Source organism: Candidatus Woesearchaeota archaeon, assembly GCA_021734105.1.
In the GTDB taxonomy this organism is placed as follows: Archaea; Nanobdellota; Nanobdellia; order Woesearchaeales; family SKGA01; genus SKGA01.
Window position 1 is genome coordinate 1 of sequence record JAIPJP010000017.1, and the last position, 26,596, is coordinate 26,596.

At 33.6% G+C, this 26,596-nt stretch carries 27 protein-coding genes; 17 read left to right on the forward strand and 10 right to left on the reverse strand.

Translation table 11 applies throughout. The annotated features are described in order from the left end of the window. Positions 1-203 precede the first annotated feature (203 nt). The gene (locus tag K9M74_03845; protein ID MCF7799012.1) at positions 204-1,448 is read left to right on the forward strand and encodes a hemolysin family protein; all 1,245 of its coding nucleotides are present in this window, start codon (positions 204-206) and stop codon (positions 1,446-1,448) included. A 70-nt stretch (positions 1,449-1,518) separates the two neighbouring features. Here K9M74_03845 and K9M74_03850 read toward each other — a convergent pair whose 3' ends face one another. After that, entirely contained in the window at positions 1,519-2,157 is a 639-nt protein-coding gene (locus K9M74_03850; protein ID MCF7799013.1) for an METTL5 family protein, read from the reverse strand. 76 nt (positions 2,158-2,233) lie between these two features. Between K9M74_03850 and K9M74_03855 the strand changes: the two genes are divergently transcribed. Beyond that, positions 2,234-2,938 (forward strand): hypothetical protein, encoded by a 705-nt coding sequence (locus K9M74_03855; GenBank protein ID MCF7799014.1) that lies wholly within the window; start codon positions 2,234-2,236, stop codon positions 2,936-2,938. Between the two features lie 25 nt (positions 2,939-2,963). Beyond that, the gene (locus K9M74_03860; protein ID MCF7799015.1) at positions 2,964-3,560 is read left to right on the forward strand and encodes a hypothetical protein; all 597 of its coding nucleotides are present in this window, start codon (positions 2,964-2,966) and stop codon (positions 3,558-3,560) included. A gap of 32 nt (positions 3,561-3,592) precedes the next feature. On the opposite strand, the gene K9M74_03865 is transcribed toward K9M74_03860, so the two are convergent. From K9M74_03865 to K9M74_03875, 3 genes are all read right to left on the reverse strand, one after another. Next, positions 3,593-4,309, reverse strand: coding sequence for a hypothetical protein (locus K9M74_03865; GenBank protein ID MCF7799016.1), 717 nt, complete (start codon positions 4,307-4,309; stop codon positions 3,593-3,595). A gap of 273 nt (positions 4,310-4,582) precedes the next feature. Next, positions 4,583-5,413, reverse strand: a complete 831-nt coding sequence (locus tag K9M74_03870; GenBank protein ID MCF7799017.1) for a tyrosine-type recombinase/integrase — start codon at positions 5,411-5,413, stop codon at positions 4,583-4,585. Between the two features lie 589 nt (positions 5,414-6,002). Next, positions 6,003-6,593 carry a hypothetical protein gene (locus K9M74_03875; GenBank protein ID MCF7799018.1) on the reverse strand — a complete coding sequence of 197 codons (591 nt, stop codon included), beginning with the start codon at positions 6,591-6,593 and terminating at the stop codon, positions 6,003-6,005. Positions 6,594-6,807: 214 nt separating this feature from the next. On the opposite strand from K9M74_03875, the gene K9M74_03880 reads away from it, so the two are divergent. From K9M74_03880 to K9M74_03890, 3 genes are all read left to right on the forward strand, one after another. Next, positions 6,808-7,740: a hypothetical protein gene (locus K9M74_03880; GenBank protein MCF7799019.1), complete on the forward strand. Its 933-nt coding sequence runs from the start codon at positions 6,808-6,810 to the stop codon at positions 7,738-7,740. A 97-nt stretch (positions 7,741-7,837) separates the two neighbouring features. Next, the gene (locus tag K9M74_03885) at positions 7,838-8,194 is read left to right on the forward strand and encodes a thioredoxin family protein (protein ID MCF7799020.1); all 357 of its coding nucleotides are present in this window, start codon (positions 7,838-7,840) and stop codon (positions 8,192-8,194) included. A 2-nt stretch (positions 8,195-8,196) separates the two neighbouring features. Then, positions 8,197-9,138, forward strand: coding sequence for a hypothetical protein (locus tag K9M74_03890; GenBank protein MCF7799021.1), 942 nt, complete (start codon positions 8,197-8,199; stop codon positions 9,136-9,138). Between the two features lie 10 nt (positions 9,139-9,148). Here the strand turns inward: K9M74_03890 and K9M74_03895 are convergent, their stop codons facing one another. Genes K9M74_03895 through K9M74_03905 form a run of 3 tightly spaced genes read right to left on the reverse strand, consistent with a single transcriptional unit; the run spans position 9,149 to position 11,083 of the window. Beyond that, positions 9,149-9,739 (reverse strand): methyltransferase, encoded by a 591-nt coding sequence (locus K9M74_03895; GenBank protein ID MCF7799022.1) that lies wholly within the window; start codon positions 9,737-9,739, stop codon positions 9,149-9,151. A 28-nt stretch (positions 9,740-9,767) separates the two neighbouring features. After that, positions 9,768-10,427 carry a hypothetical protein gene (locus tag K9M74_03900; protein ID MCF7799023.1) on the reverse strand — a complete coding sequence of 220 codons (660 nt, stop codon included), beginning with the start codon at positions 10,425-10,427 and terminating at the stop codon, positions 9,768-9,770. Between the two features lie 5 nt (positions 10,428-10,432). Then, a complete protein-coding gene (locus K9M74_03905) occupies positions 10,433-11,083 on the reverse strand; it encodes a hypothetical protein (GenBank protein MCF7799024.1) in 651 nt (216 codons plus the stop codon). Between the two features lie 156 nt (positions 11,084-11,239). Between K9M74_03905 and K9M74_03910 the strand changes: the two genes are divergently transcribed. The 3 genes from K9M74_03910 (at position 11,240) to K9M74_03920 (ending at position 14,492) form a co-directional block, all read left to right on the forward strand. Next, on the forward strand, positions 11,240-11,644 hold the full coding sequence (locus tag K9M74_03910; GenBank protein ID MCF7799025.1) for a hypothetical protein: 405 nt from the start codon (positions 11,240-11,242) through the stop codon (positions 11,642-11,644). Between the two features lie 205 nt (positions 11,645-11,849). Beyond that, the gene (locus K9M74_03915) at positions 11,850-13,256 is read left to right on the forward strand and encodes an aminopeptidase (GenBank protein ID MCF7799026.1); all 1,407 of its coding nucleotides are present in this window, start codon (positions 11,850-11,852) and stop codon (positions 13,254-13,256) included. 66 nt (positions 13,257-13,322) lie between these two features. Then, the gene (locus K9M74_03920; GenBank protein MCF7799027.1) at positions 13,323-14,492 is read left to right on the forward strand and encodes an MFS transporter; all 1,170 of its coding nucleotides are present in this window, start codon (positions 13,323-13,325) and stop codon (positions 14,490-14,492) included. A 7-nt stretch (positions 14,493-14,499) separates the two neighbouring features. Here K9M74_03920 and K9M74_03925 read toward each other — a convergent pair whose 3' ends face one another. Then, entirely contained in the window at positions 14,500-15,156 is a 657-nt protein-coding gene (locus K9M74_03925; GenBank protein MCF7799028.1) for a hypothetical protein, read from the reverse strand. 101 nt (positions 15,157-15,257) lie between these two features. Here K9M74_03925 and glyS point away from each other — a divergent pair, with 101 nt between their 5' ends. The 5 genes from glyS to K9M74_03950 all read left to right on the forward strand — a co-directional run bounded on the left by glyS (position 15,258) and on the right by K9M74_03950 (position 20,004). Beyond that, a complete protein-coding gene (gene glyS / locus K9M74_03930; protein ID MCF7799029.1) occupies positions 15,258-16,763 on the forward strand; it encodes a glycine--tRNA ligase in 1,506 nt (501 codons plus the stop codon). Between the two features lie 135 nt (positions 16,764-16,898). Continuing rightward, entirely contained in the window at positions 16,899-18,056 is a 1,158-nt protein-coding gene (twy1, locus tag K9M74_03935; GenBank protein ID MCF7799030.1) for a 4-demethylwyosine synthase TYW1, read from the forward strand. Next, positions 18,049-18,591, forward strand: a complete 543-nt coding sequence (gene cyaB / locus K9M74_03940) for a class IV adenylate cyclase (protein MCF7799031.1) — start codon at positions 18,049-18,051, stop codon at positions 18,589-18,591. The genes twy1 and cyaB overlap by 8 nt, the downstream gene beginning before the upstream one ends. Further along, a complete protein-coding gene (locus tag K9M74_03945; protein ID MCF7799032.1) occupies positions 18,584-18,991 on the forward strand; it encodes a hypothetical protein in 408 nt (135 codons plus the stop codon). The genes cyaB and K9M74_03945 overlap by 8 nt, the downstream gene beginning before the upstream one ends. A 2-nt stretch (positions 18,992-18,993) precedes the next feature. Beyond that, positions 18,994-20,004 (forward strand): Xaa-Pro peptidase family protein, encoded by a 1,011-nt coding sequence (locus K9M74_03950; GenBank protein ID MCF7799033.1) that lies wholly within the window; start codon positions 18,994-18,996, stop codon positions 20,002-20,004. A gap of 105 nt (positions 20,005-20,109) precedes the next feature. On the opposite strand, the gene K9M74_03955 is transcribed toward K9M74_03950, so the two are convergent. Then, complete coding sequence (locus K9M74_03955; protein MCF7799034.1) at positions 20,110-20,739, reverse strand: histidine phosphatase family protein; 630 nt, start codon at positions 20,737-20,739, stop codon at positions 20,110-20,112. 100 nt (positions 20,740-20,839) lie between these two features. On the opposite strand from K9M74_03955, the gene K9M74_03960 reads away from it, so the two are divergent. Then, positions 20,840-22,711: an alanine--tRNA ligase gene (locus K9M74_03960; protein ID MCF7799035.1), complete on the forward strand. Its 1,872-nt coding sequence runs from the start codon at positions 20,840-20,842 to the stop codon at positions 22,709-22,711. A 58-nt stretch (positions 22,712-22,769) separates the two neighbouring features. Here the strand turns inward: K9M74_03960 and K9M74_03965 are convergent, their stop codons facing one another. Beyond that, complete coding sequence (locus K9M74_03965; GenBank protein MCF7799036.1) at positions 22,770-24,245, reverse strand: cation:proton antiporter; 1,476 nt, start codon at positions 24,243-24,245, stop codon at positions 22,770-22,772. A 49-nt stretch (positions 24,246-24,294) separates the two neighbouring features. Here K9M74_03965 and K9M74_03970 point away from each other — a divergent pair, with 49 nt between their 5' ends. Both K9M74_03970 and K9M74_03975 read left to right on the forward strand, forming a co-directional pair. Continuing rightward, entirely contained in the window at positions 24,295-24,744 is a 450-nt protein-coding gene (locus K9M74_03970; protein ID MCF7799037.1) for a 23S rRNA (pseudouridine(1915)-N(3))-methyltransferase RlmH, read from the forward strand. 67 nt (positions 24,745-24,811) lie between these two features. Continuing rightward, positions 24,812-26,596: ParB N-terminal domain-containing protein (locus K9M74_03975; protein MCF7799038.1), on the forward strand; the 1,785-nt coding region annotated here is incomplete at its 3' end.

Sequence of the window (26,596 nt, forward strand, 5' to 3'; positions counted from 1 at the left end):
AGTTTGCGAAGCAAACTACACTACATGAAAAAAAGAGAATTCGCATGGCAAATCATCACCTACAATCTTGAGAAGCTAAGTCAAAGCAGTAAATCTTTGCTTTACTGGCTCTGGAGAGCAATCACTTTGAACAAGCCCCCATGAAGAAAACATTTATAAATAAAGTATTGTCTTTTCAGTCTTACAAAGGTGAATTGGCAGAGATGGCCGAATTAACAACACAAATTATTTTTTTAATTACAGCGGTACTTCTTTCAGGAGTGTTTTCTAGTAGCGAGATAGCAATGTTCTCACTTTCTGAACTTCGAATTAGACATTTGGTGGAACGAGGTAAGAAAGGAGCTTTAACGTTGCAAAAACTTAAAGGGCGGTCGCATCGTTTACTAATTACTATTCTTATTGGCAATAATGTGGTTAATATTGGTGCTGCTGCTGTTGCAACAGCTCTTGCAATTACTTTGTTTGGCACTATAGGTGTGGGTATTGCAACAGGAGTAATGACCTTAATTATTCTTGTTGCAGGCGAAATTGTGCCGAAAGCTTTTGCAACAACGCATGCTGAAAAAATTGCTTTGTTCATGGCGCCAATATTTTGTTTTCTTGAAAAAGTTTTATTTCCTCTTGTTTGGATTTTTGACGGGCTTACTTCATTATTTGTTCCTAAAGGTAAAACTATTGCGCCGCGCGTAACAGAAGAAGAAGTACGAGATATGGTGTATATTTCTGGCGAGCAAGGTTCTATTAAACTACAAGAACAACAAATGATTGAAAATATTTTTCGTCTTGATGACACGCAAATTGTTGAAATCATGACTGCGCGACCTGATGTTGTTGCGTTTGAAAATTCAAAACAAGTAGATGAAGTTATTTATGAAATTAAAGAAAATGGCTATTCTCGAGTCCCTGTTTTTGAAGGGGATTTAGATAATGTGACTGGTATTTTATATGCTAAAGATTTGTTAAAAACTCATGGTACTAAACAACTTAAAGAATTATCTCGTCCAGCATTTGTAGTTCCTGAAACAATTATTGCTGATCAGCTTCTTAAAGAGTTCAAGCGAAAAAAAGTCCACATGGCAATTGTTGTTAATGAACACGGTACGATGACTGGCCTTATTACTATTGAAGATTTGCTTGAAGAAATTGTTGGCGAAATTTATGATGAAACTGATTCTGCTCAAGATATCACATCAGATATTAAAAAGCTTAATGATACTGACTATGTTATTCGTGGTAAAGCCGAAATTGATGAGGTAAAAAAACTTTTAGAAATAAATCTTGGCGATGACAACGCCACCATTTCAGGTTTTATCATGCAGCATCTGAAACATATTCCAAAAGAAGGCGAACAATTCAAATTGCACGGGTTTAAATTTATTATAAAAGAAGTTGAACATAATCGTGTTGAAAAAGTATTTGTTTTCAAACAAAAATTATCGCAACAGTGAGTTATTACTTAGCATTATCAGATTAAGCACAAGTATCGCCAGGGGTTAATTCTAATCAGTAAAAAATTACCTAAACGCGTTGTAAAGCAAATAAGGTTACCTCTATTCTTTCTAAACGTTTTTTATGATGTCCTAGTGTATTTTTTAAAGGATATTTCACATCAGTTTGCCACGTGATAATATACTTATTATCTGCAGAAAATGCTTGTAGAAAATTTCTTGTACTCGTTTTATGCATTGTATAAATAAGAGGTGCCATTGTTGTTGCACCTGTTAAAAAGAGTTTGTCGGCGTGTTTTATTTGTGTGCCAAAGGGTGGATTCATAATAACAACAGCATCCTCTCGCATAGTTTTTCCACAAGTTGAAATGTTGTTGTTCGTAAATGTCCATTTTCCCGTAAGTTCAATTTCCCAATGATCTTGCATAATTGCCAAATTTTCTTTAAGAGTTGAATACACCATTGCATCAATATCAATAAATTCAACATGGGTAGCTCCTAGAAGCAGAGCGCCAATTCCTAAAATACCTGTTCCACATCCAAGATCAATGACATATTTCTCGTTAATATTGCCTGCAAGATACGCTTGCCAAAGCAGTGTTGCTGCAATATCGCTGTCAGTACTATATTGTTCTAATTGTTGGTTTGGTTGTGAAAATGTTTTGAGTTTAGATAAAAAAACTGCTAAATCTCTTCGGCTTCGTACCATAGGTTGTTGTTATTGTCGTTGCATTTAAATACTATTTGTTCTGTATGAGCCTTAAAGAGGCGAGATAATGACTTTTATGGAGTTAATTTCAGGGGTTCTTCCTGCATTAGGCGAAATTGTTAAGGCGCCTTTAGGTAAACCATCATTACTTTGGCAATTAGCTCCTATTTTTTGCATTTGGATTCTTGTTGAATTTTATTTTGCTATGCATAAAAAAGAGCGTTTAGGATGGAATACTGCGCTTTCAAATGGTATTAGTTTATTTTGGATAGTTATTTCGGCTATGCAACATATTTTTTCTGAGAAAGAAGCATTTACCTGGTTAAAATTCGCGCTTATTTTTTTTATTGCATCTTATGCAATGTTTATCATATTTATTTCATTTAAGCATACATTTAAATCAAATGTTACCTTCATGTTTGCTTCGCCAACACCTTTATTTTATTTTTCAGTCATGGTTTTGTATTTTGCTCATGACTTAATTCCTCTTAATTTAGAAACTATTCTTGGCATGTTTTTATTATTCATTATCTTACTTATTTTTGTTGTTATTCTTAAAAAAATACTACCTGAAATGAAAGAAGAAGATGATTTCAAACATGATGATAAATTAGATATGGATTTTGATAAACACGATACTCCCTTACCAAGTTCTGATGAGTTACAGCCTCACATGCCTTCATTTCCAGATAACTCTTTAAATCAACAGATGCCTGCTATACCTGGTGGTTTAGAACAAGAAATAGGAACGCAATCAGATCCTTTTGAACAAAAATTTTAAAAGTAAACAGGTTATTTCATCTTAAATGTTTACTCAAAATAAACACTTAGTTGATTTTGCTTGCTTCTTAGAAAAAATGTATCCTTTAGACTCAAAATCACTACGGATGCCTTCAGAAAATATTAAAAAAAATATTTGTGCTTTAGAAACGGTCAAACTTTCAGACAATGTAGCATTACAACTCATTCCTGAAATGCAAGCAACACTTCCTTTCGTTGTTTCTCCCCAAGTGTTTTTTTATTATTCGCTTGATGGCGTCATAAAGTTTCATCCAGAAATTCAAGATACGTTGTTACTTTTTGAATTACAAGATTCATTTATTGCAACTTACAATGTTGAATTAACTCGTACAAGAAATATTATTTACCGCAATATTGCAACTATTTCAAATGATTTTTCACCTAGTACTCAAGAAGATGAATTTTATTTTTCTCGTTTACAAAATGTTTCTGACAATAATTCTTTAACAAGAAAAGATGTAGCTTGGTTTAATAAAATATCTTCTTCTTATAAAATCGGTCTTAGCGTAAATGATTATAAATTGCATCTTAAAAGTGCAAGAATAAAAATTAATAACGAGTTTAAAAATGATATTAAAAATTATTTTTTCCAAAAAAATTAAAATTTGCTAATTATTAGTATTTAAAGTTAATCTCAATTTTTTATTTTTTCTTGAACATCGCGAATTTTTTCTTCTAATAAAGGGTTATTAGGATATTGTTCTTGATATTTTTTAAGTTCTGTTAGTGCGTCTTTGTATTGGTTCATATCCAGATAAAATTGTGTCCATCGTAAATCGAGTTGTTTAAATTCTTGCGCATGATTTTGTTGTTGTTGTTCTTGAATACTATTAGAAATAATTTTTGTTGCAATGGTTGCGTATACTTCTCGAGAATCAAACGTTAATTTTGGCGCTTGTTTTCCTTTAGTTGTATATTCTTTACGAATGGTATCAAATTCTTTTCCTATTGCGCGTAAGGAATCTCCTAAAACAAGATGTGTTTGTGTATACATATGCGTTATAAATGTGTCTAAATTATTTTCTGGCGCTCCTTGTTCTCTCCAGATATGTTCTAATAACTTTTTTGCATCAGTGTTCTCTTTATTAGTGTATAGACAATCTAGTAAATAAGCCATTGCTCTGGGATAATTTCCTTGTAATTCATACACTCCTGCGATGGTAAAATAGGGTGGTATAAATGTTTCTTTATAGCTAATTGCTTGTTTGAGATGAGTAGTTGCTGTGGTAAATTTTCCTGCTTCGAGTGCAATAATTCCTTGTTCATAAGCTTTTTTAGCATTATCTAATTGCGCAAAAATTGCACTTGAAAGTGTAAGTCCAACACCTAGTACGACTTGTTTTAAATTCATTTTATCACTAAAGAATGACGTTGTATTTAAATGATTTTTCAATTTATACAATTTAAGCAAAAAGCAAATTATTTAAACAATAATCAATCAATAACTTTAAGCAAAACCAAATAGTTTTAGTATTAAATAATGCTAAATATTTTAAGCAAAAAGCAAATTATTTAAAATAATGCGAACTAATATATTTAAGCAAAACCAATATTATTTATAAAATCACCTTCTAAAACTTTTAAGCAAAAAAAGAAACTTTTAATTACATAAAGAATTTAAGAATTACTTAAAATTTTCAAGCGGACTTCGTACTTGCTTTAACGTTGTTGTAGTTACATGAGTATAAATTTGTGTCGTCTGCAAATTTGCATGTCCTAAAAGCTCTTGTATGATGCGTACATCATTTCCAGACTCCAGTAAATGTGTTGCAAAACTATGCCGCAATTTATGCGGGGTGAGCGATTTATTGATTTTTGCCCGAGAAACAGCCTCTTTTACTATTTTTTGAACATTTCGTGTAGTCATTCGAGATCCGTCTCGTCCTGGAAAAATAAAACCACTAGAAATTTTGCGTTTTGCTAAATACTTTTTGATATCTTTACTCAAACCTTTTGGAATGATAAAAAGACGATCTTTTCCACCTTTACCGTCTCGTACCCAACCATGACCTTCAGCAAATTCTAAATCATCAACTCGTAAAGCAACAACTTCTGAAACACGAAGTCCTGCAGCATACACTAATTTAACCAATAATTGGCTTTTAAGTGGCAAAGTATCAAAAAGTGCAGATAATTCATCTTTTGTTGCAACTATGGGGAGTTTTTGAGGAATTTTGGGAGTTGTAATGGTTTTAAGCGGTTTATCTAAAATTTCTGAGAAGAGGAAGATGATTGCACTTTTTGCTAAGGCAACAGTTGAAGGTGCTGCTTGTTTTTCTTGAATTAAATAAGAAAGATATAATTTCACGTCAGTAGGGTCCATGTCTTTGAGGGGTTTTTTCATGTATTCCAAAAAATCCCTAGTTGTATGAATATAATTTCGAATAGTATATTTTGAAAATCCTCTTAATTGTACTTCAGCTCGTAATTTGTTAAAAATATGCTCCTTTTCCATGTATATTCACCTAATTTTGCACGCATATGATAAAAAGTTCGCACAATATACCTTGTGCGAACTTTTATATATAAATGTATCGATATATTGCATAGAATCATAAATTATCCTCGAAAAGGTCGGGTGCAAGGTCCAAAAATTCAAAGAAAATCGAGAGAATAGGACTCTACAAGTTTTAAGCAAAAATAAAATATTTCAAAATTATTGAAAAACTAAAAAATATGCGCAAAACTTAAAATTTATGAATATTAGTTGAAATAGTTTTATGGTTGTTATTAAAAGTACTTTGTATACGTTGTTTCATAATTTTCAGATGCTGTAGTTCAACATAATGAACGTATTCAGTTTAGGAAAAAGATTTTAAAATAAGTCTCTATTCATACTTTAACAGATCGAAGAATTTTTTGGACAGGAAAAACATCCTGTTCTGATGTATTTAAAACTTTTAAGCAAAAAATAAATATTTTGAAAAAGAATTTATGTTAAATATTTTAAGCAAAAACTATACAGTTTAGATAAATAAATATTTTAAAATATTTAAACAAAACTTACGCTAATTAGAATTACGTCTGTTCTTCCAAAATAAGAATTATTCTTGAATAAAATATATTGATTGCGGGTTTAATTCACGTAAAGCTCCAAAAAGCAGTTTACTTTGAAGAGGATATGCGGGCAACACAACATATAATTGCATATTGCTTTTTGCAGCAATACTTTCTACAATATCACCATAATTATTCATAAGATTAAGTACATAACTTTGCGAATTAAGCTCGTTTGCTTGGTTAAATATGTTCTCCACAGCTTGTTGTATGAAACCTGATTGCACACCCGCATAAATAATTTCTGCATTAGATAAAGGTGTTATCCCATCTGAAACATCTGAATGATATATATGTAAATGATACGGTGTTAAATCAGCCAATTCATTCATTAAAAAAAATTCTGCAGCTAACACACCATTTGTGCACACATTTTGCACACCATAAGGAAATTCATTTGTTTGAATTCGGCCTTTAATCAAATCTTGCAATCCTTTTTGTTGTTGATCAAATGCGAGTTGTTGCAAAGGAAGAAAACGCTCAGAATGAGGTAAATCGGCATCTAGGCGATCCGTTACTCGTTGTTGGGCTTGAAAACCTTTGAGAAATTTTCCTAGTTTTTTGTTTTCATCCGACATAGCAAAATGTAAATAAGAGGCATTTATAAGTGTTATTATTAATTAGTCGTTAATTAGATTAAAATTCTATATAATTTAAGCAAAATAAACAATATTTAAACTTCACGTGCTTAAAAAACATAAGGTAATTACTTATAAGGAGTAAATAACAGGAACATTTATATAGTTCAAAACCTATAATATAGACAAGAAAAGTTAATATGGATGTTTTGAAATGAATTTAAAACAATTAATTGGTTCATTGGCAATTACAGGCAGTTTATTATCTAGCGGAATAACTCAAGCGCAAGATTATCAAACAAGAAATCAAATTCAAGAACCAAGGCCAATTGTTGAACATTTCCAACCTAACACCCTTTCTATCGCAAGACCTATGAGGATATATGCATCACCTGATATTGATCCAAATAAAGAACATGCACTTGTTATTTTAACGCGAGGGTATGGTGCTCAACAAGGTAAAGACCAAAATATTATGGGGTATGATCATGATACTAAAGAATTTGGTTACAGTGAAGAGTTACTTCGAGATAATTTTAATACTTACATTGCTCTAGTAGATAAACCAAGTGAATTTATGAAAGCACACGAGCTTGCACAAGAACATTTTAATGATTCATTAGATTTTTTATATGTATATGCTCACGGTTTAAGTCAAAGTTTAATGGTTGATGGTAAAAAATATATTTCTGCAGATAAATTATTTTCTTCAGAATTAGCTTCATATTATTCATCACAAGCAAAAGGTCGTCTTAATGCATGTAGAACTGCTAATCCTGATTATGAAAATAATTTCGCACAACAATTAGCTAATGCAGCACAAATTCCTGTACAAGGCGCAATAAATTTTACCTCCTTAACACTTTCTGATGAGTATGATTTACAAGAAGGTCTTAGTGCACAAATAGGATTTAATTCAGCAACAAATAAAGGTTTTTTTAATAGTGCTAACAAAAAAACTTACGAAATTAAAAAAATAACTGATAACAAATATATAAGTATACATGAACCAAATAAACTACCTGCCGATTTTAAAGAAGATGAGGTGTATTATTTTGATGATAGCAATGTTACGCAAGAAAATATTCGAACGCTTTATCCACAACAATCCTCTATAGAACAATATACAATCCTTAACAACAAATAATTCTTTGTAAACTACCATATCACTTGTGAAAATAAATACATTGTTTATGCACTTAACCAGAATTTATTAAAAGGGTGGATCCTTAGTAAACAGCAATATGACTAAAGCAACAGGTATTCTTTTTACTTCACTCACGTGTCCTAATTGTCCACCAGCAAAAAATATCTTTGATGAACTTAAAGATGAACGTGATGATATAGACCTTCACCAACTAGGAATGCATGAGGAGCAAGCACAACGTCTTGCAAAAAAATTCGGTGTGCAAGCAGTACCAACAGTTATTTTCTATGGTCCAGGACATGAAGCGCCCATGGGCCTTGTTGGTGTGCAAACTAAGGCTACGTTAAATAAATATATTAACATTGCTAATGGGACAGAAGCACATCCAGATAAAGAAGAAAAAAAACAATTCTCTTTAAGTAATTTATTTAAACAGACGAAAGTTCAAAGCTAACAATGGGAATAATAAGTTCATTTTTAGCAGGTATTCTTGCAGCATTTACTCCATGCATTTTAGTATTATTTCCTGCATTAGTTTATCGTTTTACAAACACGCCAAAACAAAAATTAGCAAAAGAATTACTATTATTTACCACAAGTTTTATAGGTATATTTTTTATTAGCGCTATGTTTCTTAGTAAAATTTTATCATCAACTGTTAAGGAAGGATTCCAATTAGGAATAGGTCTTTTATTTATTGTTTTGGGAATATTGGCAATCACAAAAAGATTTAATCCCCTTAACTTCCCATTAATTAAAAACCCCTTTCTTTTCGGTATTCTCTTTGCAATAATTGCATCTGTTAATCCTTGTTCATTTGCGTATTTAGGCATTATTGCTACAACACAAAGCACCATGATTATGGTTGCATTTATCTTTTTTGCAATTGGATTACTTGTTCCATCTGTATTATTTGTATTGTTTGGCAAAGCATTGTTTACTAAATTAAAAAAAACACAACAAGCAATGAAATATCTTAATAATACGATGAATATACTTCTTATAATTATGGGTATATATCTCATGATAAAAATAACTCATTTAGGTAGTGCTGATATTCTTATGGCAGTCATTCTTTTAGGAATAACTTTTTTAGTACTTTTGCGATCATTTTATTTTTTTCAAAGAAAATTATCCCTTTCAAAAATACTACTACTTATAGCTCTTCTTAGTATTCTTGTTGCAGCATTATGGCATTGTGATTTACAAACAACCCCCCAAAATAATATAGAAGAAAATAATTATGTTGGCGCATATCAAACAGCATCAGCACCAACGTGTAGTTCAAATATAGATGAATGCAAAATATGCAAACGCTGCACAATTGTTTTTGGTCTTGCAGTAGCAATAGGGCTAGGAGCAATTATGTTAGAACAAATAATACATAAAAAAAGATAAAAAATAATAATTAGTTTTTTACACTTTTATACACACGAAATCCACCACTTTTTGCAAGTACTGTTACATTATCAAAAATGTCTTGCATGTGTTTTTCTAACATTTTTCCACCTTTATTATGACGAGCAACAAGCTGTAAACTACCGCCTTGTTTGAGATGCTCAAAAGACTGATTAATAAAATCAAAGCAAGTTTCTCGTCCTGCAACATAAGGAGGATTTGTTAAAATGACATCAAAATCTTTGTCCTGATTGTCTAAAATATTTGATTGTTTTACTATAACAGAAATATTGTGTTTTCTTGCATTCTTTTTAGTATAGGCTACTGCGCGAGTATTACTATCGCAAGCAAAAAGTTTCAAATAAGAACAACGCTCCCCTATAAGCAAACATACCGCACCCCATCCACAACCTAAATCAAGCACTTTTTGTCCAGAAGTTAGTTCACAGTTTTCTACAAGGAGCTTAGTTGCATTATCAAGGTGTTCTCGAGAAAAAAGTCCGCTTGCCGAATAGAATTTGAATAGTTTTCCAAATAATCGCACAGTTATTTCTTCTTCGGAAAGTTCACTTTGTTGTTCTTTATCAAAATAATGCGTCATTGTAAAAGTATAAAAAAATTAATAAACTTTACTTAATAATTCCTAAGAGTTTATATGCCATTAAGTCTGCTGCTGCAAGAATATTTTTTTCTTGTCCACTAACATAGATACAAAATTGGGGATCGTCACTAAGCATAACACTAGGCTCCTTTGTAATATTGGTCAACCATACAATTGGTCTTGGGCCAGTTGCATCCGCACAGTTTACTTGCGCCATATCCAAATCAAAAGTTTCATTTTCTAAAACGTAAAGTGCACTACTTGTTGGTGTTCCATATAATTTTCCCGTTATTCTCGCAATGTTAATCCCTGCTAAAACTGGTATTGAACCAGCATCTGGATGCACTGCTAAAACTATTTCATCAATTTGTAAATCTAAAAAATAATGCGTTATTCTATCATCATAATAATATCCTTCAACTTGCGTTGGATGATTATAAAACGGAACTTCATAAATTTCTCCTTCAAGTTGTACTTGCGTTATCCAAAACTCTTCCTTACCATTAGAACGGTGTTCGAATGCAAATCCATTATACACGCTTAAATCTGTTTTTGGTTGATTAATAAGTTTATATGTGCCAAAAACAATTATTGTTAAAATAATTAAACCAAAAATAACACCCAAAATGATTGTAGTGTTTGATTCTGTTACATGTTTTTTACTTTTTGAAATATGTTTTTTTACCATGAGTATCACGTATTCATAATTCCTGAAAAACTGTAAAATAATCTGTCTCGCACCATAAGAATGTCTTGTGATCGAGTTTTAATTTGCACACAAGCGTTCTCATCAACACGTATAATGGTACTATTTCCTTGTTCAATAAAAATAACAGGCATATCAATTGTTGAATTCTCACACGTTAATACAGGAAATGAAGGATAAGTTTCATTTAATGAAATGACTGCCGGAATAATATTTTTTGTTGTCTGTGAAGCAAATTCAAATCGTAACCAATCATGGACTGTATTAAAAGTCGCATCTGATTCAAAAGTATAAATAAAATAGGGTTTATCTTTTAAAGCCCAAGAAACATTACCTTCCGTTGGTATTTGTTCCACTTGATATGGTGACGCGTAAAATAGCGCTCCTGTTGTTTTTTCTACTAGCGCATTCATATTATAACCAGAGGCCAAGGGATGATCAACAGTTGTTGATTCAAAAATAAATCCATTATACTCTAATTTATCTGAAGAATTCATAGAATTACTGCTTAAGGCAAACCCTGCAACAGATGAAATCATCAATATGACTATAAAATAGGTAACTACTGCTTGTTTTCGCTTTTGTATTCTATCTTCGCGATTAGGTCGTTTTATAACATTTTTTTTACGTTTAGCCATTTATTAAACCTGTTTTTTATTCAAAAAACTTGAATTCTTATCTATTATCTTTAATAAGAGAGGGTTTTTTTAAAAAGATTACTGAAAATAAGGCTTCTTTTGCAGGAAAAATTTATTAAGCGCGAGTTCCACCAAAATTACCTACGAGGTGTAGAAATGGCATTAACATTACCAGATGATATGGAAAAACTAGTATATTTTACTCGACGAAAGATAGATGACAATACAATTATTGCTTGGGTTGATAAAGTAGAGTGTCCAAAGTGTAAAAAAAGCTTAATGGCTAAACCCAGAGATGAAAAAACGGGCAGACCTAAAATTCGAGCAACAGAATACGTGTGCGATTCCTGCGGATATGCTGAACCTAAAAAAGAGCATGAAGAAAAATTAGAAGCAAATATCATCTATACTTGTCCTCATTGTAAGAAAAAAGGCGAAGCAATCGTTCCTTTTAAACGTAAAACTATTGCAGGCGTTGCAACCCTTCGAGCACAATGCCAACATTGTGGAGGCAATATAGACATCACAAAAAAGATGAAGGAGCCTAAGAAAAAGAAGTAATTTTGTTTTTTTCGGGACGCCGGAAAGGATATTTCCTCGCGTCACAAAAAAGATGAAGGAACCAAAAAAGAAGAAATAATTCTTTTTTGGAGTGCAGCAAAGCAACGCAACCTAAGAAAAAGAAGAGAAAGTAAAAAAGAAATAAATTTTCATTACAATTATAAAGACAAACACAAAATAATAATGTGTAAAAGAGGTATAAAGTATGGCATCAAAAAAGAAATCTGTGCATGAAACATTGCATGAAAAAGTAGCGCTCAAGAAAGAATCCTTATGGAGTACGTGGACGATTGCTGAAAGAAATAAAGCATTCTCCTTTGCTGAAGGATATAAAAAGTTCATGAAAGTAAGCAAAACCGAACGACTGGTTATTAGAAACGTTGTTGATGAACTCAAAAAAGCTGGCTTTAAGAACTTGCAAACAGCAACCTCCTTAAAAACAGGTGATAAAGTCTATCGTTTGTATCGTGAGAAATCAGTCTTTGCGTTTGTCGTAGGAAAAGATAAGAACTCACTACGCATCGTAGGCAGTCACGCAGATTCTCCTCGTCTTGATTTAAAACCACATCCACTCTATGAAGATAGTGGCCTGGCATTATTGCAAACCCATTATTATGGTGGTATTAAGAAATATCATTGGGTGAATACACCGCTTGCAATTCACGGCGTTATCTTCACGAAGAAAGGTAAGAAAGTGGAAATTCATATCGGTGAAAAACCTACTGACCCCGTGTTTATCATTCCTGATTTATTACCGCATTTATCCCAGCATCAAATGGAGCGTAAAGCGCATAAAATCATTGAAGGCGAAGAACTCAACATCATTGCAGGTCATTTACCGGTGCAAGATAAGAAAATTCAAGAAAAAGTTAAACACACTGTTCTTGAATACTTACATAAAGAATATGGCATTATTGAAGAAGATTTTACGGTTGCAGAACTTGAGCTTGTCCCCGCAGGTAATCCAGTCGATATCGGCTTTGATAGAGCACTTGTTGGCGCGTATGGTCAAGATGATAAGGTGTGTGTTTACAGCTCACTACACGCTCTTTTAAGCGTTAAAGCGCCTGCGCACACTGCTGTTGGCATGTGGGTTGATAAAGAAGAAATTGGCTCTGTTGGTAATACTGGCGCTGCAAGTCTTATCTTAGAAAATGTGGCAACAGAATATGCGTTAAAAGCTGGTTTAAAGATTCCGGTGAGCGCATTGCTTGATGAATCTAAAGCATTATCTGCTGATGTAACTGCCGGTCAAGATCCTAATTTTAAGGACGTGAATGACCCGCAAAACGTGTCCTATTTAGGCCATGGCGTCTCCATTGAGAAATATGGTGGTGGTGGCGGAAAATATTCGACGAATGATGCAAGTGCTGAGTACATGCAAGAATTACGTATGCTCTTAGACAAGCATAATATTGGTTGGCAAACTGGTGAGTTAGGAAAAATTGATATTGGTGGTGGCGGAACTATTGCGATGTTTATGTCTCGGTATGGTATGGATGTTGTTGATGCTGGTCCGTGCGTTCTAGGTATGCATGCACCTATGGAAGTTGCAAGTAAAGCTGATATCTATAGCGCGTACCAATTCTACAAGATATTCTTCAATAATTAAGTAGGAGAATTATTTTTTTCTTTTATTTTCAGATATACATATAAATAAATCTTTACGATAAGTAGTATGCAAGAGAACTTGAAGAGTAACATCTGGAAATTCTTTCTTCTTATTCTAACCAACAGAAGAAACTATATTCCTGTGTTATCAATATATTTTCTCACGCTTCCAAATGCAACAGCAAACCAAATAGGATTATACACTGGAATTGGTTGGTTAATGGGATTTCTTTTTGAAATTCCTTCAGGTTACTTCTCAGACAACTTCGGCCATAAGAAAACATTAATTCTGGCAAAAATATTCATGCTAGCATCAACTCTTTGTTTTATTTTTGGAACTAAGCTTATTCATTTCATCTTTGGTTCATCATTTATTGCTCTTGGCTTTGCATTCACCTCAGGTACAGCAGGAGCGTTACTACACAATACCCTTATTGGATTAAAAAGAGATAAAGAATATGCATCTATTAGTGGAAAAAACAGAGCCAAAGCTTCCTTAGTTTCAGCAGGAATGATTTTATTATTACCTTTATTAACAAAAGTTTCTCTTCTCACACCCATCAAAATATATCTCATTTTCGATGTTTTAGGTATTCTTACTGCAATATCATTAATTACGCCTAAAATGAAATATAGCGCTGAAGACCTGGAAGGTGAAAAGATTTGGTCGCAATTAAAACGATTCAAAGGCACGGGATTTTATATCTCATCCATATTTGTTGGACTTATAGGTGGCTTTGTTATGGGTATGGCGCCTTACAAAGAACTGTTTGCCATATCGCTAGGATTTCCAATAGTATTTGTCGGATCAATTATGGCTCTTTCAAGAATAATATGGTTTGTTGTGGGACATAATCTACATATTCTTAAAAAAATACCTATTAAAAAATTATTCTTATGTGAAATATTTTTTTTCTCAGCAACAATAATTTTGGCATCTCAAATTAAAAATCCCTATATTGCTAGTTTCTTGCTTGCATCAATAGCAGGTTATTATTTTGGAAGAAGCGCAATAATTAGCGAATATTTTCTGGATAATTTCGTAATAAATAAACGGTATAAAGCAACCATGTCTTCAATTAAGGCACAAATAGGAAAATTATTTGAGTCAGGGATTGTTTTTGCAATGGGTTTTCTGATGGCCATTTCCTACAAACTAGGTTTTCTAGTGTGGGGAATTAGTATGCTTGTTGTATTGCTAGCAATATATCCTTTCTTAAAAAAAGTCCTAAAATGATTTTTTCTTATGAATTTTTCTTTTCTCTGAATCGTTCTGAGAAGTCAATGCTTGCTTTGCTAAAGAGAATAAGAAGTACAACAAAGAGTAAAAAATAAACCATGCTAGTTTTTAGTATCGTTGCTAAAAATGCAATCCATGCGCCCACCATAATAAGTGCAGTTATTCCTGTTTCATAGCTTGCTGCTCGTCGCAAATAACCAAGATATGCATGTAAAAGAAAAAACAAACTACCCAGTCCAAGAATTACGCCAAGAAGCACCATAACATATAAGAAATATGTAGCAATAAAACTCCAGACCATATAATAGGAGATTGCTAAGGTAAAAATAACAACAACGCCAATAATAGTTTCATACAATGTTCGTTTCTTTGCATCTAAAAGGTCTGCTACGTATTGCACACCTGAAAGACTTGCAAGAATTAAAAAAAGAAAGGCAATCAGTTGATAAAGTTGCGCTGGAAGCGAGTAAAGAAAGAAAAAAACCAGTAAAAACAGAATGGTAACCGATAAGAAGGGTGTGCTTGGCATGATATGTGGCGTACGTTCTGCTGGTCGCTTTTGAGGAGGATCTGCTTGGGGCGTTTCTTCAGCGAGGTTTTTAAGCTGCTCGGAAACTTCCTCAAGTTCCTTCATAAAGTCTTCTTTAGTAGCCCCTTCCATCAAAGTAGTAAAATCTTTGAAGATATTTAAAACTACCTCTCAGGGAAGACACTAAACAAGGGCAAATTTATAAAGAAAGAACTTCTTTTCCCTAAATTAGTATGACGCCACAAGAACGATTAAAAGAATTACAAAGTTATCTGCAAGATAGAGGATTTGTGTATGGTCCTGCTCCAGAAATTTATGGCGGACTTGCAGGGTTTTATGATTATGGCCCTTTAGGTAAAGCACTAAAAAACAATGTAGAGAATACTATCCGAAAAGTCTTTACGCAAAACGCTTTTTTTGAAGTGGAGTGTCCGACAGTTCTTCCAAAAGAAGTGTGGGAAGCATCCGGTCACCTTGGTGGTTTTACTGATCCTATTATTAAAGACAAAAAAGGTAACACGTATCGTGTAGATAACCTTATTGAAGAATTTGCCCACAATAATAATATTGAAATTAAAGTTGAAGGTAAAACGCACGATGAACTCTTAGGCCTGCTTAAAGAGCATAACATCAAAAGTCCGTCTGGCGAAGAGTTTATTCCTGAAATTAAAACGCATAATTTAATGATGCAAACAACTATCGGTCTTGATAGGGAAGCGTACAATCGTCCTGAAACGGCAACAACAACGTATCTTCCTTTTCTTCGGTATCTTAATTTCTTTCGTGATAAATTACCATTTGGTATTTTTCAAATTGGTAAAGCATATCGAAACGAAATTAGTCCTCGGCAATTTCTTATTCGTATGAGAGAATTCACACAAGCCGAAGCACAGCTCGTTATTTTCAAAGAGCAAAAACAAGATTTCGAAGCCTTTGCAAAAGTGCAAGATGACATCCTGCCTTTTTATCCTGCAAAAACAGACACCTTAACACAAGTTACACTCAACGAAGCTGTGACGCAAGGCATGCTGAAAAATAAAGCGTATGCATGGACGCTTGCGCTCGTCTATAAAACATTTCTCTCTATTGGTATTTTACCAGAAGCCATGCGGCTTCGACAACATCATCCTGATGAATTAGCATTTTACGCTGATGATGCATGGGATTTAGAAATTAATTTGCCCAGTTTTGGGTGGACTGAAATTTGCGGCATTCATGACCGAAAGGATTATGATTTAACTCAACACAGCAAATTCAGTAAAACTGATTTAATTGCACCAAAGCCAGAAGGTGGCAAAGAAACGCCTCATGTACTTGAAATTGCATTTGGTACAGACCGCCCAACCTTTGCACTGCTTGATTTATTCTATGAGCAAAAAGACAAAGAAGAAGGTAAAACAACGCTTGCTTTGCCGTATCACATGGCGCCAATTCCAGTGTGCGTCTTTCCATTGGTTAATAAATTACATGAACAAGCTTATGAAATATTTTCGCAAGTGCAAAAGGATTTTATGGCATTGTATGATAAAAGCGGTAGCGTAGGTAAACGATATCTTCGTGCCGATTCCATGGGCGTGGCGTTCTGTGTGACGTATGACTTTGATACGCTTGAACAAGACCAGAAAGTCACTGTTCGAGATAGAGATACTGGCATGCAAAAACGAGTTGCAATAACACAACTAAACCAGACGCTTAAGCAATTATTAGCAGGAGAAATTGCGCTTGCAGAGCTAAAATAAACAACAGTAAATACTATTCTTAAAAACATATTAACACCCATTAACAATATTTATTAGGTATAGAAAATGTTAAAGAACGTTAACACGTAAATTATGTACACAACCTTTTTAAACGTCTTCTTTATACTTTCCCTTATGCTAGACAAAGAATCACGCGCAAAGCTTGAAAAGCAACAATATCGTATTGTAGGCAGTCATAGTGCTGTTAAAGTCTGTGGCTGGACTAAGAACATGATTACAGGCAAAGGTGGTTGTTATAAGCTTAAATTCTACGGCATTATGAGTCATCAATGCCTGCAAATGACAACCTCTATTAGTTGTGCGAATCGTTGCGTATTTTGCTGGCGCGATTATAAAGCGCCAGTGTCTAAGGACTGGATATGGGATATTGACGAGCCCGAATTTATTTTAGAAGGCAGTCTACATGCTCAAAAAAAGCTCTTGGAAGGATATAACGGCAACGAGAAAGCAATTAAGAAAGCATTTGAGCAAAGTAATGATCCAAAACACGTTGCGCTTTCGTTAACTGGTGAACCGATTATGTATCCAAAGCTTAACGAGCTGTTAGATTTGTTTAACGAGCGAGGCATCTCAACGTTTTTAGTAACTAACGCACAACACGCAACCGAGCTTGCACAATTGCATCCAGTAACGCAATTGTATTTGTCTGTTGATGCACCAAATAAGGAGCTTCTTAAAGAAATTGATAAACCATTATATCCTGATTTTTGGGAGCGCTTCAATCAAAGTTTAGAAGAAACTGCAAAGAAAAAAGCAAGAACAGCTATTCGTATTACAGTCATGAGTGGTTTAAATGATAGTGACCCAAAAGGTTACGCAAAACTCATTAAGCAGGCTGATATTGATTTTGTTGAAGTGAAAGCATACATGCATATTGGCGAGAGTCGTAATCGTATGAAGCGAGACCACATGCCCGTTCATAATGAAATCGTAGCGTTTGCTAGGACGCTTGCACCTTTCCTAGAAGACTATGAACTCATGATGGAGCATAAACCTTCTCGCGTCGTGCTTTTTACTCACAAGCGGTTCAAAAAAGATGATGGATGGCATACCTGGATTGATTTTGAAAAAAATAAAGAAGTAATGCTGAATAATACTGGCGATATTAACGCTCTTGACTATTGCAGAAAAACACCTGAGCAGTTCATTGGTTTGGTTGATGAAGACAATAAAATGGTTGATGGTCGTAGTATTTATTTGCGAAAGAATGATGAGGAAACTGGTTTCTTAAGTGTGTGTGAAACAGGCGAGGAGACTGAGCTAGATGAGTAACCCAACCAATCAAGAAGTTGAAGTGAAAATTCTTAATATTAATGCAGAAGAAATAGAGTTAAAATTAAAAAAACTTAACGCAGAAAAAGTTAAAGAAGTTTTTCAAACAAATCAATATTATACTAATCCTTGTGCAACAGAGAAAAAAGCCATTAGAATACGAAAAGAGAATAACAAATCTTGGGTTACTATCAAACGAAAACTAGCTAAAAAAGAAAATGGTGTTCGTACTCGGGAAGAAATTGAAGAAGAGATTTCAAACCCGCTAGCTATGGAAAATATTTTTTCAGGGTTAGGTTTAACAAAAGAACGACTCTATGAAATAAAGCGTAAATATTATTATGTAAATAATTGTTCTGTTGAAATTGTTCATATGGCAACTATTCCTACCTATCTTGAAATTGAAGGTAGCAAAGAACAAATTTATAGAGTTGCTGAAAAATTAGGATTTAGCCAAGATGATTTTCTAAAAGAATCATTCTATAAAGTGTACCCGCAAACAAAAGAACACGACATGTTATTTGAAAATGAGTGAAATAATTAATACAAGAACAGGAAAGTACAAAACAGATAACGTTAATCTAGAAGATACTGAATCAACAATAGCATTCAAAAAAGCATGGTATATTTATAGGTTTTTCAAAGAAATAAATAATGAAAAAAGAAAAAAAATTATTACTGAAATGAAAAAATATGTAAAAATTAATGAATTAAAAATAAAATCTCCAAGCAAGAAAAAAACAAACATTTTAGTTTATTGTAATGAACTTGAAGGGAAAAAAGTTCTACAAAAAGTGTTTAGAAAGGAAATTTCAGTAATGATACCCGAATCGGAGTATCAAATAAAAATAAGTAGAACAAATTCGTTTTTTAAAAGGAAAAAAGAGTTAAAAAAAATTCTACTCGACAAAGACAGAGAAATTAATTTTGATTAAAAATGAAAAAAACAAGAACTAAACAACAGATTAAGTCGAAGCCTTCCTGCACAGTCATTCTTAAGAGCGAATCAGTTGATGAACCTTTCATTCGTTATTATACCGGTCTTAAAGTAGATTCGGGTTTACTTATTATTTTTCCAAAAAGAAAACCATTGTTCTTTCATTCTCCTCTAGAAAAGCCTCCTCTATTAACAAAATTTGAGTCAAAACCATTCACGATAGTTGAGGTGGAAAAAGTTTTCAAAAAAATAAAACCAAAAATTGTTGGATACGATAAACGACACTTAAGCGTGGCCGGATTACAATTTCTTAAAAAAACTATTAAAGGCGCTACATTTGTTGATGAGAGTTTAAATTTGGCAGGAAAAACTATTATTAAAACACCTGCTGAAATAAGAAATCATAAAAAAGCGGCCAAATTAACAGAATTAATACTTGCTAAGCTTCTCAAAGCTATTCCTCAAATAAAATATGAAAATGAAGCAATTAGCTTTCTTAAAATTGAATCATTACAAGTAGGAGCAGAACTTTCTTTTGAACCTATTGTTGCAAGCGGAAAGCACGCCTGCAATCCTCATTATACACCAAAGCCTAAAACTCGTTTGCAGAAAGGATTTTGCATTATTGATTTTGGCGTTAGATATAATGGCTATTGCGCAGATATTTCTCGAACTATCTATATCGGATCCCCCTCTAAAAAAGAAAAAGAAGCATACCAACAAGTTCTAGAGTATATCATAAGTCTAGAAAAAACACTTAAAGCGAAGAAAAAACTAGTGAAGAATCCTTGGACTATTCCTCATGCGTTAGGTCACGGTATTGGATTACAAGTACATGAGAATCCTTTAGTAGGAAAAGATATGCTTAAAGAAAATATGACTATTGCTGTTGAACCCGGCATGTATACAAAGCAATTCGGTATTCGTATTGAAGATAATTATGTAGTACAAAAAAATAGTTTGAAAAGAATTTCAACTGGTTCTAGAACTCTTAAGAGTATAAAAAAATAATTCTTAACTAATACTCAAAGAACTCTTGTAGATTTTCTTTTCAAGTTCAAAAATTTCTTTTATAAAGATGTCTTTAAAGCAATAAACTAGTGCTAAGCCAATAACTCATTCAAGCGCATTCATGTGTTCTTTTAGATCGCTTGTATCAACTAGTTGTTTATTCAAATCATCAACTACCCATTTAGTTCCTTCTTTATGAACAACGCTTATGCTTCCCGGTGCTAAAAATAAGTGTTTTAATTCAGAAAAGTCTTTTCCTATTAGATGTTTTAAGATGAGTTGAATGGGTGTGAGATGAGAAACTATACAGTATTCCTTATCAGGAAGCCATTGAACAGCGTTAAACCATTTCATTACGCGCTCTTCGCAAACCTTGTAACTTTCTCCACCAGGATATTGATACATATATACATTTTCTGCCCGACGTTGTAATTCTTCTGGTGCCGACGTTTCAATTTCTTCTTTTGTTTTTCCCGAAAAAATACCCATTTCAATATCTTCTAATTGCATAACTGTAGCAAAAAGATATGACTTGATTGCTTGAGCAGTTGCATAACACGTGTTTTTTGGGGAGCAAAAAACTTCGTAAATTTGTTTATCTGAAAAAAATTCTCTGAGTTGTTGCTTTTGCTCTTCGCCTCGCTTGGTAAACGTTGCAAGCTCAGGATTATAACCTCCATAGCGACCTTCTTTATTACCTAATGTTTCAGCTTGGCGAACGAGATATATTCTCATAGAATACTATTTGATTAAGGAATTTTTAAAGGTTTCTTAAAAAACCTCTATAACACCCAAAAAGCTTAAAAACCCCTTTCTCGTACGTTTTTCGTATACCATGAACGCAAAAACACTCAAAGAGACATATCAAAACTTTTTCGAACAAAAAGGGCATAAAAGAATTGAGTCTGCTTCACTCATCCCTGAGAATGATGCTTCAGTTCTCTTCACAACGGCTGGTATGCATCCTCTCGTTCCTTTCCTTCTTGGTCAAGAGCATCCAGCAGGTAAAAAGCTCACCGATGTACAGAAATGTATTCGAACAGGAGATATTGATGAAGTTGGTGATGATACGCATTTTACTTTTTTTGAGATGCTTGGTAATTGGAGTCTTGGTGAGTATTTTAAAGAAGAATCTATTCAAATGAGCTTTGAGTTTTTAACAGAAACGCTCGGCTTTTCAAAAGATAAGCTTGCAATTAGTTGTTTTGCAGGAGATGATGATGCTCCCCAAGATACTGCTTCAGCAGATGCTTGGAAAAGTTTAGGTATTCCTGAAAATCGTATCGCATTCCTTCCTAAAAAGAATAATTGGTGGGGTCCTGCTGGCGAAACTGGTCCGTGTGGTCCTGATACTGAAATCTTTTACTGGAATAGTAAAGATGTTATTCCGGATAAACAATTTGCAGACGATGACGAACGCTGGGTGGAAATTTGGAATAATGTTTTCATGGAGTACAACAAAAATGCAAATGGCGCATTTACACCATTAGAACAAAAAAACGTCGATACAGGTTTAGGTGTCGAGCGCGTTGCTATGATTTTAGAAGGTAAACCGAACGTCTATGAAATTGCTACTATCAAACCCGTTGTTGATCAAGTCAAGCGTCTAACTAATATAGATACTCCAAATAACGAACAATTATTTTCTTTGCGAGTTATCACCGATCATATGCGTGCAGCAACATTTATTCTTGGAGACCCAAAAGGAATTACACCTTCTAATGTTGACCAAGGTTATATTCTTCGTCGATTCATTCGTCGTAGCATTCGACATTTTTATCTTCTTAAACTAGAAAGCGATATGACAAAAGCAATTCTTGCAGTCGCTGAAGAAGTTATCGTACAATTCGGCGATCAATATCCTGAACTTCGAGAAAATGAAGAATTTATTAGAACCCAGTTACAACGAGAAACTGAGAAATTTGAAAAAACAATAAAGAAAGGTCTTGCTGGAATTGATAAGATGATGACTGGCATAATGCTTAAAGAAACAGGAATTCAAATCAAAAGTAATCATGAAAAAAATCTTGCTATGCTTAAATGGCAATCAGAACAAGGAGAAGTAACTCTTGATGTTAAATGGCTTTTTGACATGTTTCAAAGTCAAGGCATGCCTCCTGAAATGGTAACTGAAGAAGTAAAAGAAGCATATAATAAGAACATTCTTCACGAAGAAAAACTGCTCGCAGACTTTACTGAAGAATTTAAAAAACATCAAGAACTATCTCGGATTGGCGCTGAGAAAAAGTTTAAAGGTGGTTTAGCTGATGATTCGGAAACGACAACAAGACTGCATACTGCAACTCATTTACTTAATCAAGCGCTTCGAGAAGTTTTAGGCGAAGCTGTTAAACAAAAAGGTTCAAATATTACGTCTGAGCGTCTTCGTTTCGATTTTAATTTTGATAGGAAATTATCTGATGAAGAGAAAGAAAAAATAACTATTCTTGTTAATAAAAAAATTCAAGAAAAACTGCCTGTAGTGCAAGAAAAAATGAAGCTCGATGATGCTTTAAAGAGTGGTGCTCAAGCAGAATTTGGCACTCGATATCCTGATGAAGTATGGGTATATTGTATTGGTGACTTTTCTAAGGAAATTTGTACAGGACCACATGTTAAAAATACTGAAGAATTAGGAACTTTTAGAATTAAAAAAGAAGAAAGTTCAGCAGCAGGCGTTCGGCGAATTAAAGCAGTTTTAGAATAAAAAAGATTTACAATAATTGGTAAGATGTAGTAATAAGTAGTAACGTAAAAATTATTTTTTACTTTTTTTTAACAGCTTTTTTTCTAAATGGTTTCTTGTTTTTTTTGAGTGGTGATTTCTTAGTAGATAATTTTTTGGTTACTTTAGTTAGTGATTTTTTAGTTGTTGTAGTTGGTGATTTCTTAATTGATTTTACAACTATTTTTTTTGGTTTTTTTGTTTTTCTTTGTTGTTGAATTGATTTTTTTGCATCTTCTTCCACATTCATTACAGCCTTAATAATTCCAGGAGAATCTTCTTCTCGTTTTTCTTCTTGTGCTTCTGGCGATTGTAAAAAATAATGACTGAATCGAGCAACAATTGTTGCTACAAGTAAAGAGAGTGCCATAATTAAAACGATTATTTGAGTTGTTGTTTGTAAAAGTGGCATGATTGCAGCGTCAAATTGCATAACTGCTAAACTAAATACAACAACTGCAACAGCTATTCCTTTTGGAATAAGAAGTGTCATAAAAAGTCTTTCCTTCCAGGTAAACTTTGCTGAACGTATTGTTGCGTGTATAACTTGGAAGCGGATAAAAAGAGCAAGAATATAGAGTATAATAGATTTAAGAACAAGAGATAAAGTAAAATGTATATCCACCAAAAATCCTACTAAGACAAAAACGAGCATAACAAAAATAGAGCCCAAAAGTTCATTGAACCGTTGCATATCTTCTTTATTTCGAATAATGGTGTTTCCAAAGAAAAGACCCATAGTTGCAACAGATAAGACTCCTGAACCACCAATGCTTTCTGCTAAAATATAAGCTAGTAATGCTGATGCTAAAAGAATAATAGGACTAAGCTCTTTTGAGTAATGATTGCGTATCATTTTTGAAATAAAAAAACCAAATAAAACACCAACTCCTATCCCTGCAGTAATTTGTAATACTAAGGGAGAGAGTTGACCCAATATCACGCTTGAAATGGTATCTTGTCCTGCAGAACGAATAATTTCTAACGCAATAAGAGGCAAAATAATAGTAAATGGTGTGTTAAAAATTGATTCAAGTTCAAGAATTTGTACTGATTTATTTGCTGAATATTTAATGAGTCGAAAAACACTTGTAGGGTCTGTACCACTAATAGTTACAGCAATAATGAATCCAAAGAGTATTTCTTGGAGATGTACTTTTCCAAAAAAAAGAAGTGCAATAAAAGGAGATAAAATTATTGATGAAAATAAAATAAATGAAAGCATAACTTTAAGCGAAGATATAGAATAGGTTTCTACTCGTTTTAGAGTGAATTTGCTCGAACCATCAAAAACAACTACAACTAAAGTGATAAGTGCAAGTGAAATTAATAATACGTCGGAAAATAATAGATTAATAAAGCCTTTATTTTGAAGTATAGATAAGATAAAACCCCCTATAAGAAGCAAGAATAAACTGGAAATATGTAGTTTTTTTGCAAAAATAGTTAATATAAGACCTAACATTAAGAAAACTGAAAGACCTGTTAATGCCTGCAAAGCTACTTCAAGCGCCATGAGTTATTTTCATCAGAGAACATTTATAAAGGTTCATCCAAACCTGGGAGTGGCAAAAATAACAACAATAACGATGATTCGCATTATTTGCTTTGGAAAAATTAAAGATACTCGTCTTGAGCAGATAGCAAACGCTTATTTGAAGCGAGCTGGCCAATTAGGAAAAATTGAGCTTCTCGAGCTCAAAAATCAGAATGTAGAAGAAAAAATAAGAACGTACAAAAGCGACCACTCGCAACAGCATATCTTTTTACTCGGTGAAGAAGGCAGAACTTTCACTTCAAAAAAGTTTGCAAGTCTTATCAAGAGCCATAATGAAGAACACATAACGTTCATCATCGGTCCTGCAGAAGGATTCTCAAATAAGCTAAAAGAAGACATCCCGCTTATTTCACTTTCTCCATTAACCATGATGCACGAACTAGCCCAAGTAGTCTTGCTTGAACAACTCTACCGAGCATTAAGCATTAATAAAGGGCTACCCTATCATAAAGCCTAAAACCACTTTTTAAACCGTTTCAGAAGCTTTTTATATTCATCCTTAATTTGCTAGTACAGGGATGTGCATGGACTTAGAAGCTGTTTTAAAGAGTAATGATGAAGAAATTTTAGAGTTTATGCACAAAACTCCTCAACTACCTCATCCTCAAGCCCTACATCCTGAGAAATTTCTCTACGTGCCTACTACTATTCTTCTTAAACTCTTTGAGCAGAATTATCGAACGCACACGTTTAAATTCACTAATGAACTTGGTGAATCTATTCGAAAATATGGTCAGCTCGAGCCTATTCTGTTAACGCGCAATGGTGAAAAAATCATCGATACTGATGGTCGCGGTAGGTTTTGGTCTAATTTTAAGAAGGGTGCTGATTACATGCCTGTGGAAATTTTGTACAACGTTCCACCATTACTTAAACTGCAAATGGAAATTGATTTAAACGCTACAAAAACAAAAATCGATAATGAAGATATTGCGTTTCTAGCAAAAGATATTTTTGATGGTCTTGCCCGGGAGTATGGAACTCTTTCTGATGATGGCACAGCAAAAATTATTACACCCCAATCAAAAAGCAAATCGCTGCGATTAACTGCTGAAGTCATGTGTCGCGAGAAAAAAACCATTAGTCAATATCTCACTGTAGCAAATATGAATCCAAAAGTCCTTGAAGAAAATCAAAAAAGAAGAAACTCCCAATCTTTTAAACGTTTACATGCTATTGCTAAAGCGTTTCCCGAACATAAAGATCAATGGAATTTTTATCAACTAGTGCGAGAAAAAGAAGAGCGCGCTAAGCAAATAAAAAAAGAAAAAGCCGAGTTAGTTCATGCAACAAAAGAGCAAGTACTCAAACAAAAGCTGGACAATATTGCTGCTGAAGACACAACGCTTAATCAACATATGTTTTATGGTTTGCTGCTGATAAAAAAAGAAGAGCAAAAGCTAGAGTCATTCATGGTGCGAGAACAAGAACAAACTAATTCCATCAAACATAATCCTGCATATAAAACTGCTCAGAAAACAACACATTATGTGTTCGGCGCACGACAATTATTCAGGCGTTTCCCTGAATTAAAAAAAGGTTTTGCAGAGTTTCAAGTAAATAATAGATCTATGAGAGAATATTTAGAAAATAGCGCAACAAAAATAGTAAGTATAATTAATCAAGGAACACCAAGAGTTCAACATGCCATTGAAAAGTTTTTAGCAAGCAACAAAGAAGAAACGTTTGAAGAAATAATTATGCGAAAGACTGCTAAAGAAGAACTAGAAGAACCTGTTATTGTGCGCGCAGTTGGCGATACGCCTGAATTTATTCCACTTGAGCAAATTGTCATCGATGAAGAACAAGTCAGAAGCCATTATAAAAAGCAAGCAAGCAATGTGCTTTCGCAGAAAATTGCCCAGTATGGTCAAGTAAAACCCGGTTTAGTTATTCCTGTTGGTAGTCAAGGCAAGAAATTATTGTACAAAGTAGTTGTTGGTAACTCGCGGTATCAAGCGTGCGTACAAGCTGGTACTGGTTTTTTTAAGGCGTTTATTCGCTACGATTTATTACCTTATGAAATTAAGATTTATCAGGCAATAGAAGATATGTTTGAGCAAGATACAGTTTTAGAGCGTTCTGCGATGCTCCATCGTATATATCATCTAGCAGAAAGCAAGGCAAAAGAAAAAAACCAGCAGTACAGCATGGATGAATTTCTCAAAGAAAACAGACATTTAGGAAGACCAAGTAAATTAAAACGCTTAATGTCCATTATGGATTTACCACAAGTGTATCAGGATATGATTGGCTCACAACTTATCACTCCCGATGGCGCGCTTGCTGTTAACCAACTTCCAGAGGAG

Bases quoted from the DNA above. Each gene is read 5' to 3' on its own strand.
- K9M74_03845 (MCF7799012.1), top strand. From the start codon at position 204: ATGGCCGAATTAACAACACAAATTATTTTTTTAATTACAGCGGTACTT.
- K9M74_03850 (MCF7799013.1), bottom strand. From the start codon at position 2,157: ATGGTACGAAGCCGAAGAGATTTAGCAGTTTTTTTATCTAAACTCAAA.
- K9M74_03855 (MCF7799014.1), top strand. From the start codon at position 2,234: ATGGAGTTAATTTCAGGGGTTCTTCCTGCATTAGGCGAAATTGTTAAG.
- K9M74_03860 (MCF7799015.1), top strand. From the start codon at position 2,964: ATGTTTACTCAAAATAAACACTTAGTTGATTTTGCTTGCTTCTTAGAA.
- K9M74_03865 (MCF7799016.1), bottom strand. From the start codon at position 4,309: ATGAATTTAAAACAAGTCGTACTAGGTGTTGGACTTACACTTTCAAGT.
- K9M74_03870 (MCF7799017.1), bottom strand. From the start codon at position 5,413: ATGGAAAAGGAGCATATTTTTAACAAATTACGAGCTGAAGTACAATTA.
- K9M74_03875 (MCF7799018.1), bottom strand. From the start codon at position 6,593: ATGTCGGATGAAAACAAAAAACTAGGAAAATTTCTCAAAGGTTTTCAA.
- K9M74_03880 (MCF7799019.1), top strand. From the start codon at position 6,808: ATGAATTTAAAACAATTAATTGGTTCATTGGCAATTACAGGCAGTTTA.
- K9M74_03885 (MCF7799020.1), top strand. From the start codon at position 7,838: ATGACTAAAGCAACAGGTATTCTTTTTACTTCACTCACGTGTCCTAAT.
- K9M74_03890 (MCF7799021.1), top strand. From the start codon at position 8,197: ATGGGAATAATAAGTTCATTTTTAGCAGGTATTCTTGCAGCATTTACT.
- K9M74_03895 (MCF7799022.1), bottom strand. From the start codon at position 9,739: ATGACGCATTATTTTGATAAAGAACAACAAAGTGAACTTTCCGAAGAA.
- K9M74_03900 (MCF7799023.1), bottom strand. From the start codon at position 10,427: ATGGTAAAAAAACATATTTCAAAAAGTAAAAAACATGTAACAGAATCA.
- K9M74_03905 (MCF7799024.1), bottom strand. From the start codon at position 11,083: ATGGCTAAACGTAAAAAAAATGTTATAAAACGACCTAATCGCGAAGAT.
- K9M74_03910 (MCF7799025.1), top strand. From the start codon at position 11,240: ATGGCATTAACATTACCAGATGATATGGAAAAACTAGTATATTTTACT.
- K9M74_03915 (MCF7799026.1), top strand. From the start codon at position 11,850: ATGGCATCAAAAAAGAAATCTGTGCATGAAACATTGCATGAAAAAGTA.
- K9M74_03920 (MCF7799027.1), top strand. From the start codon at position 13,323: ATGCAAGAGAACTTGAAGAGTAACATCTGGAAATTCTTTCTTCTTATT.
- K9M74_03925 (MCF7799028.1), bottom strand. From the start codon at position 15,156: ATGGAAGGGGCTACTAAAGAAGACTTTATGAAGGAACTTGAGGAAGTT.
- glyS (MCF7799029.1), top strand. From the start codon at position 15,258: ATGACGCCACAAGAACGATTAAAAGAATTACAAAGTTATCTGCAAGAT.
- twy1 (MCF7799030.1), top strand. From the start codon at position 16,899: ATGCTAGACAAAGAATCACGCGCAAAGCTTGAAAAGCAACAATATCGT.
- cyaB (MCF7799031.1), top strand. From the start codon at position 18,049: ATGAGTAACCCAACCAATCAAGAAGTTGAAGTGAAAATTCTTAATATT.
- K9M74_03945 (MCF7799032.1), top strand. From the start codon at position 18,584: ATGAGTGAAATAATTAATACAAGAACAGGAAAGTACAAAACAGATAAC.
- K9M74_03950 (MCF7799033.1), top strand. From the start codon at position 18,994: ATGAAAAAAACAAGAACTAAACAACAGATTAAGTCGAAGCCTTCCTGC.
- K9M74_03955 (MCF7799034.1), bottom strand. From the start codon at position 20,739: ATGAGAATATATCTCGTTCGCCAAGCTGAAACATTAGGTAATAAAGAA.
- K9M74_03960 (MCF7799035.1), top strand. From the start codon at position 20,840: ATGAACGCAAAAACACTCAAAGAGACATATCAAAACTTTTTCGAACAA.
- K9M74_03965 (MCF7799036.1), bottom strand. From the start codon at position 24,245: ATGGCGCTTGAAGTAGCTTTGCAGGCATTAACAGGTCTTTCAGTTTTC.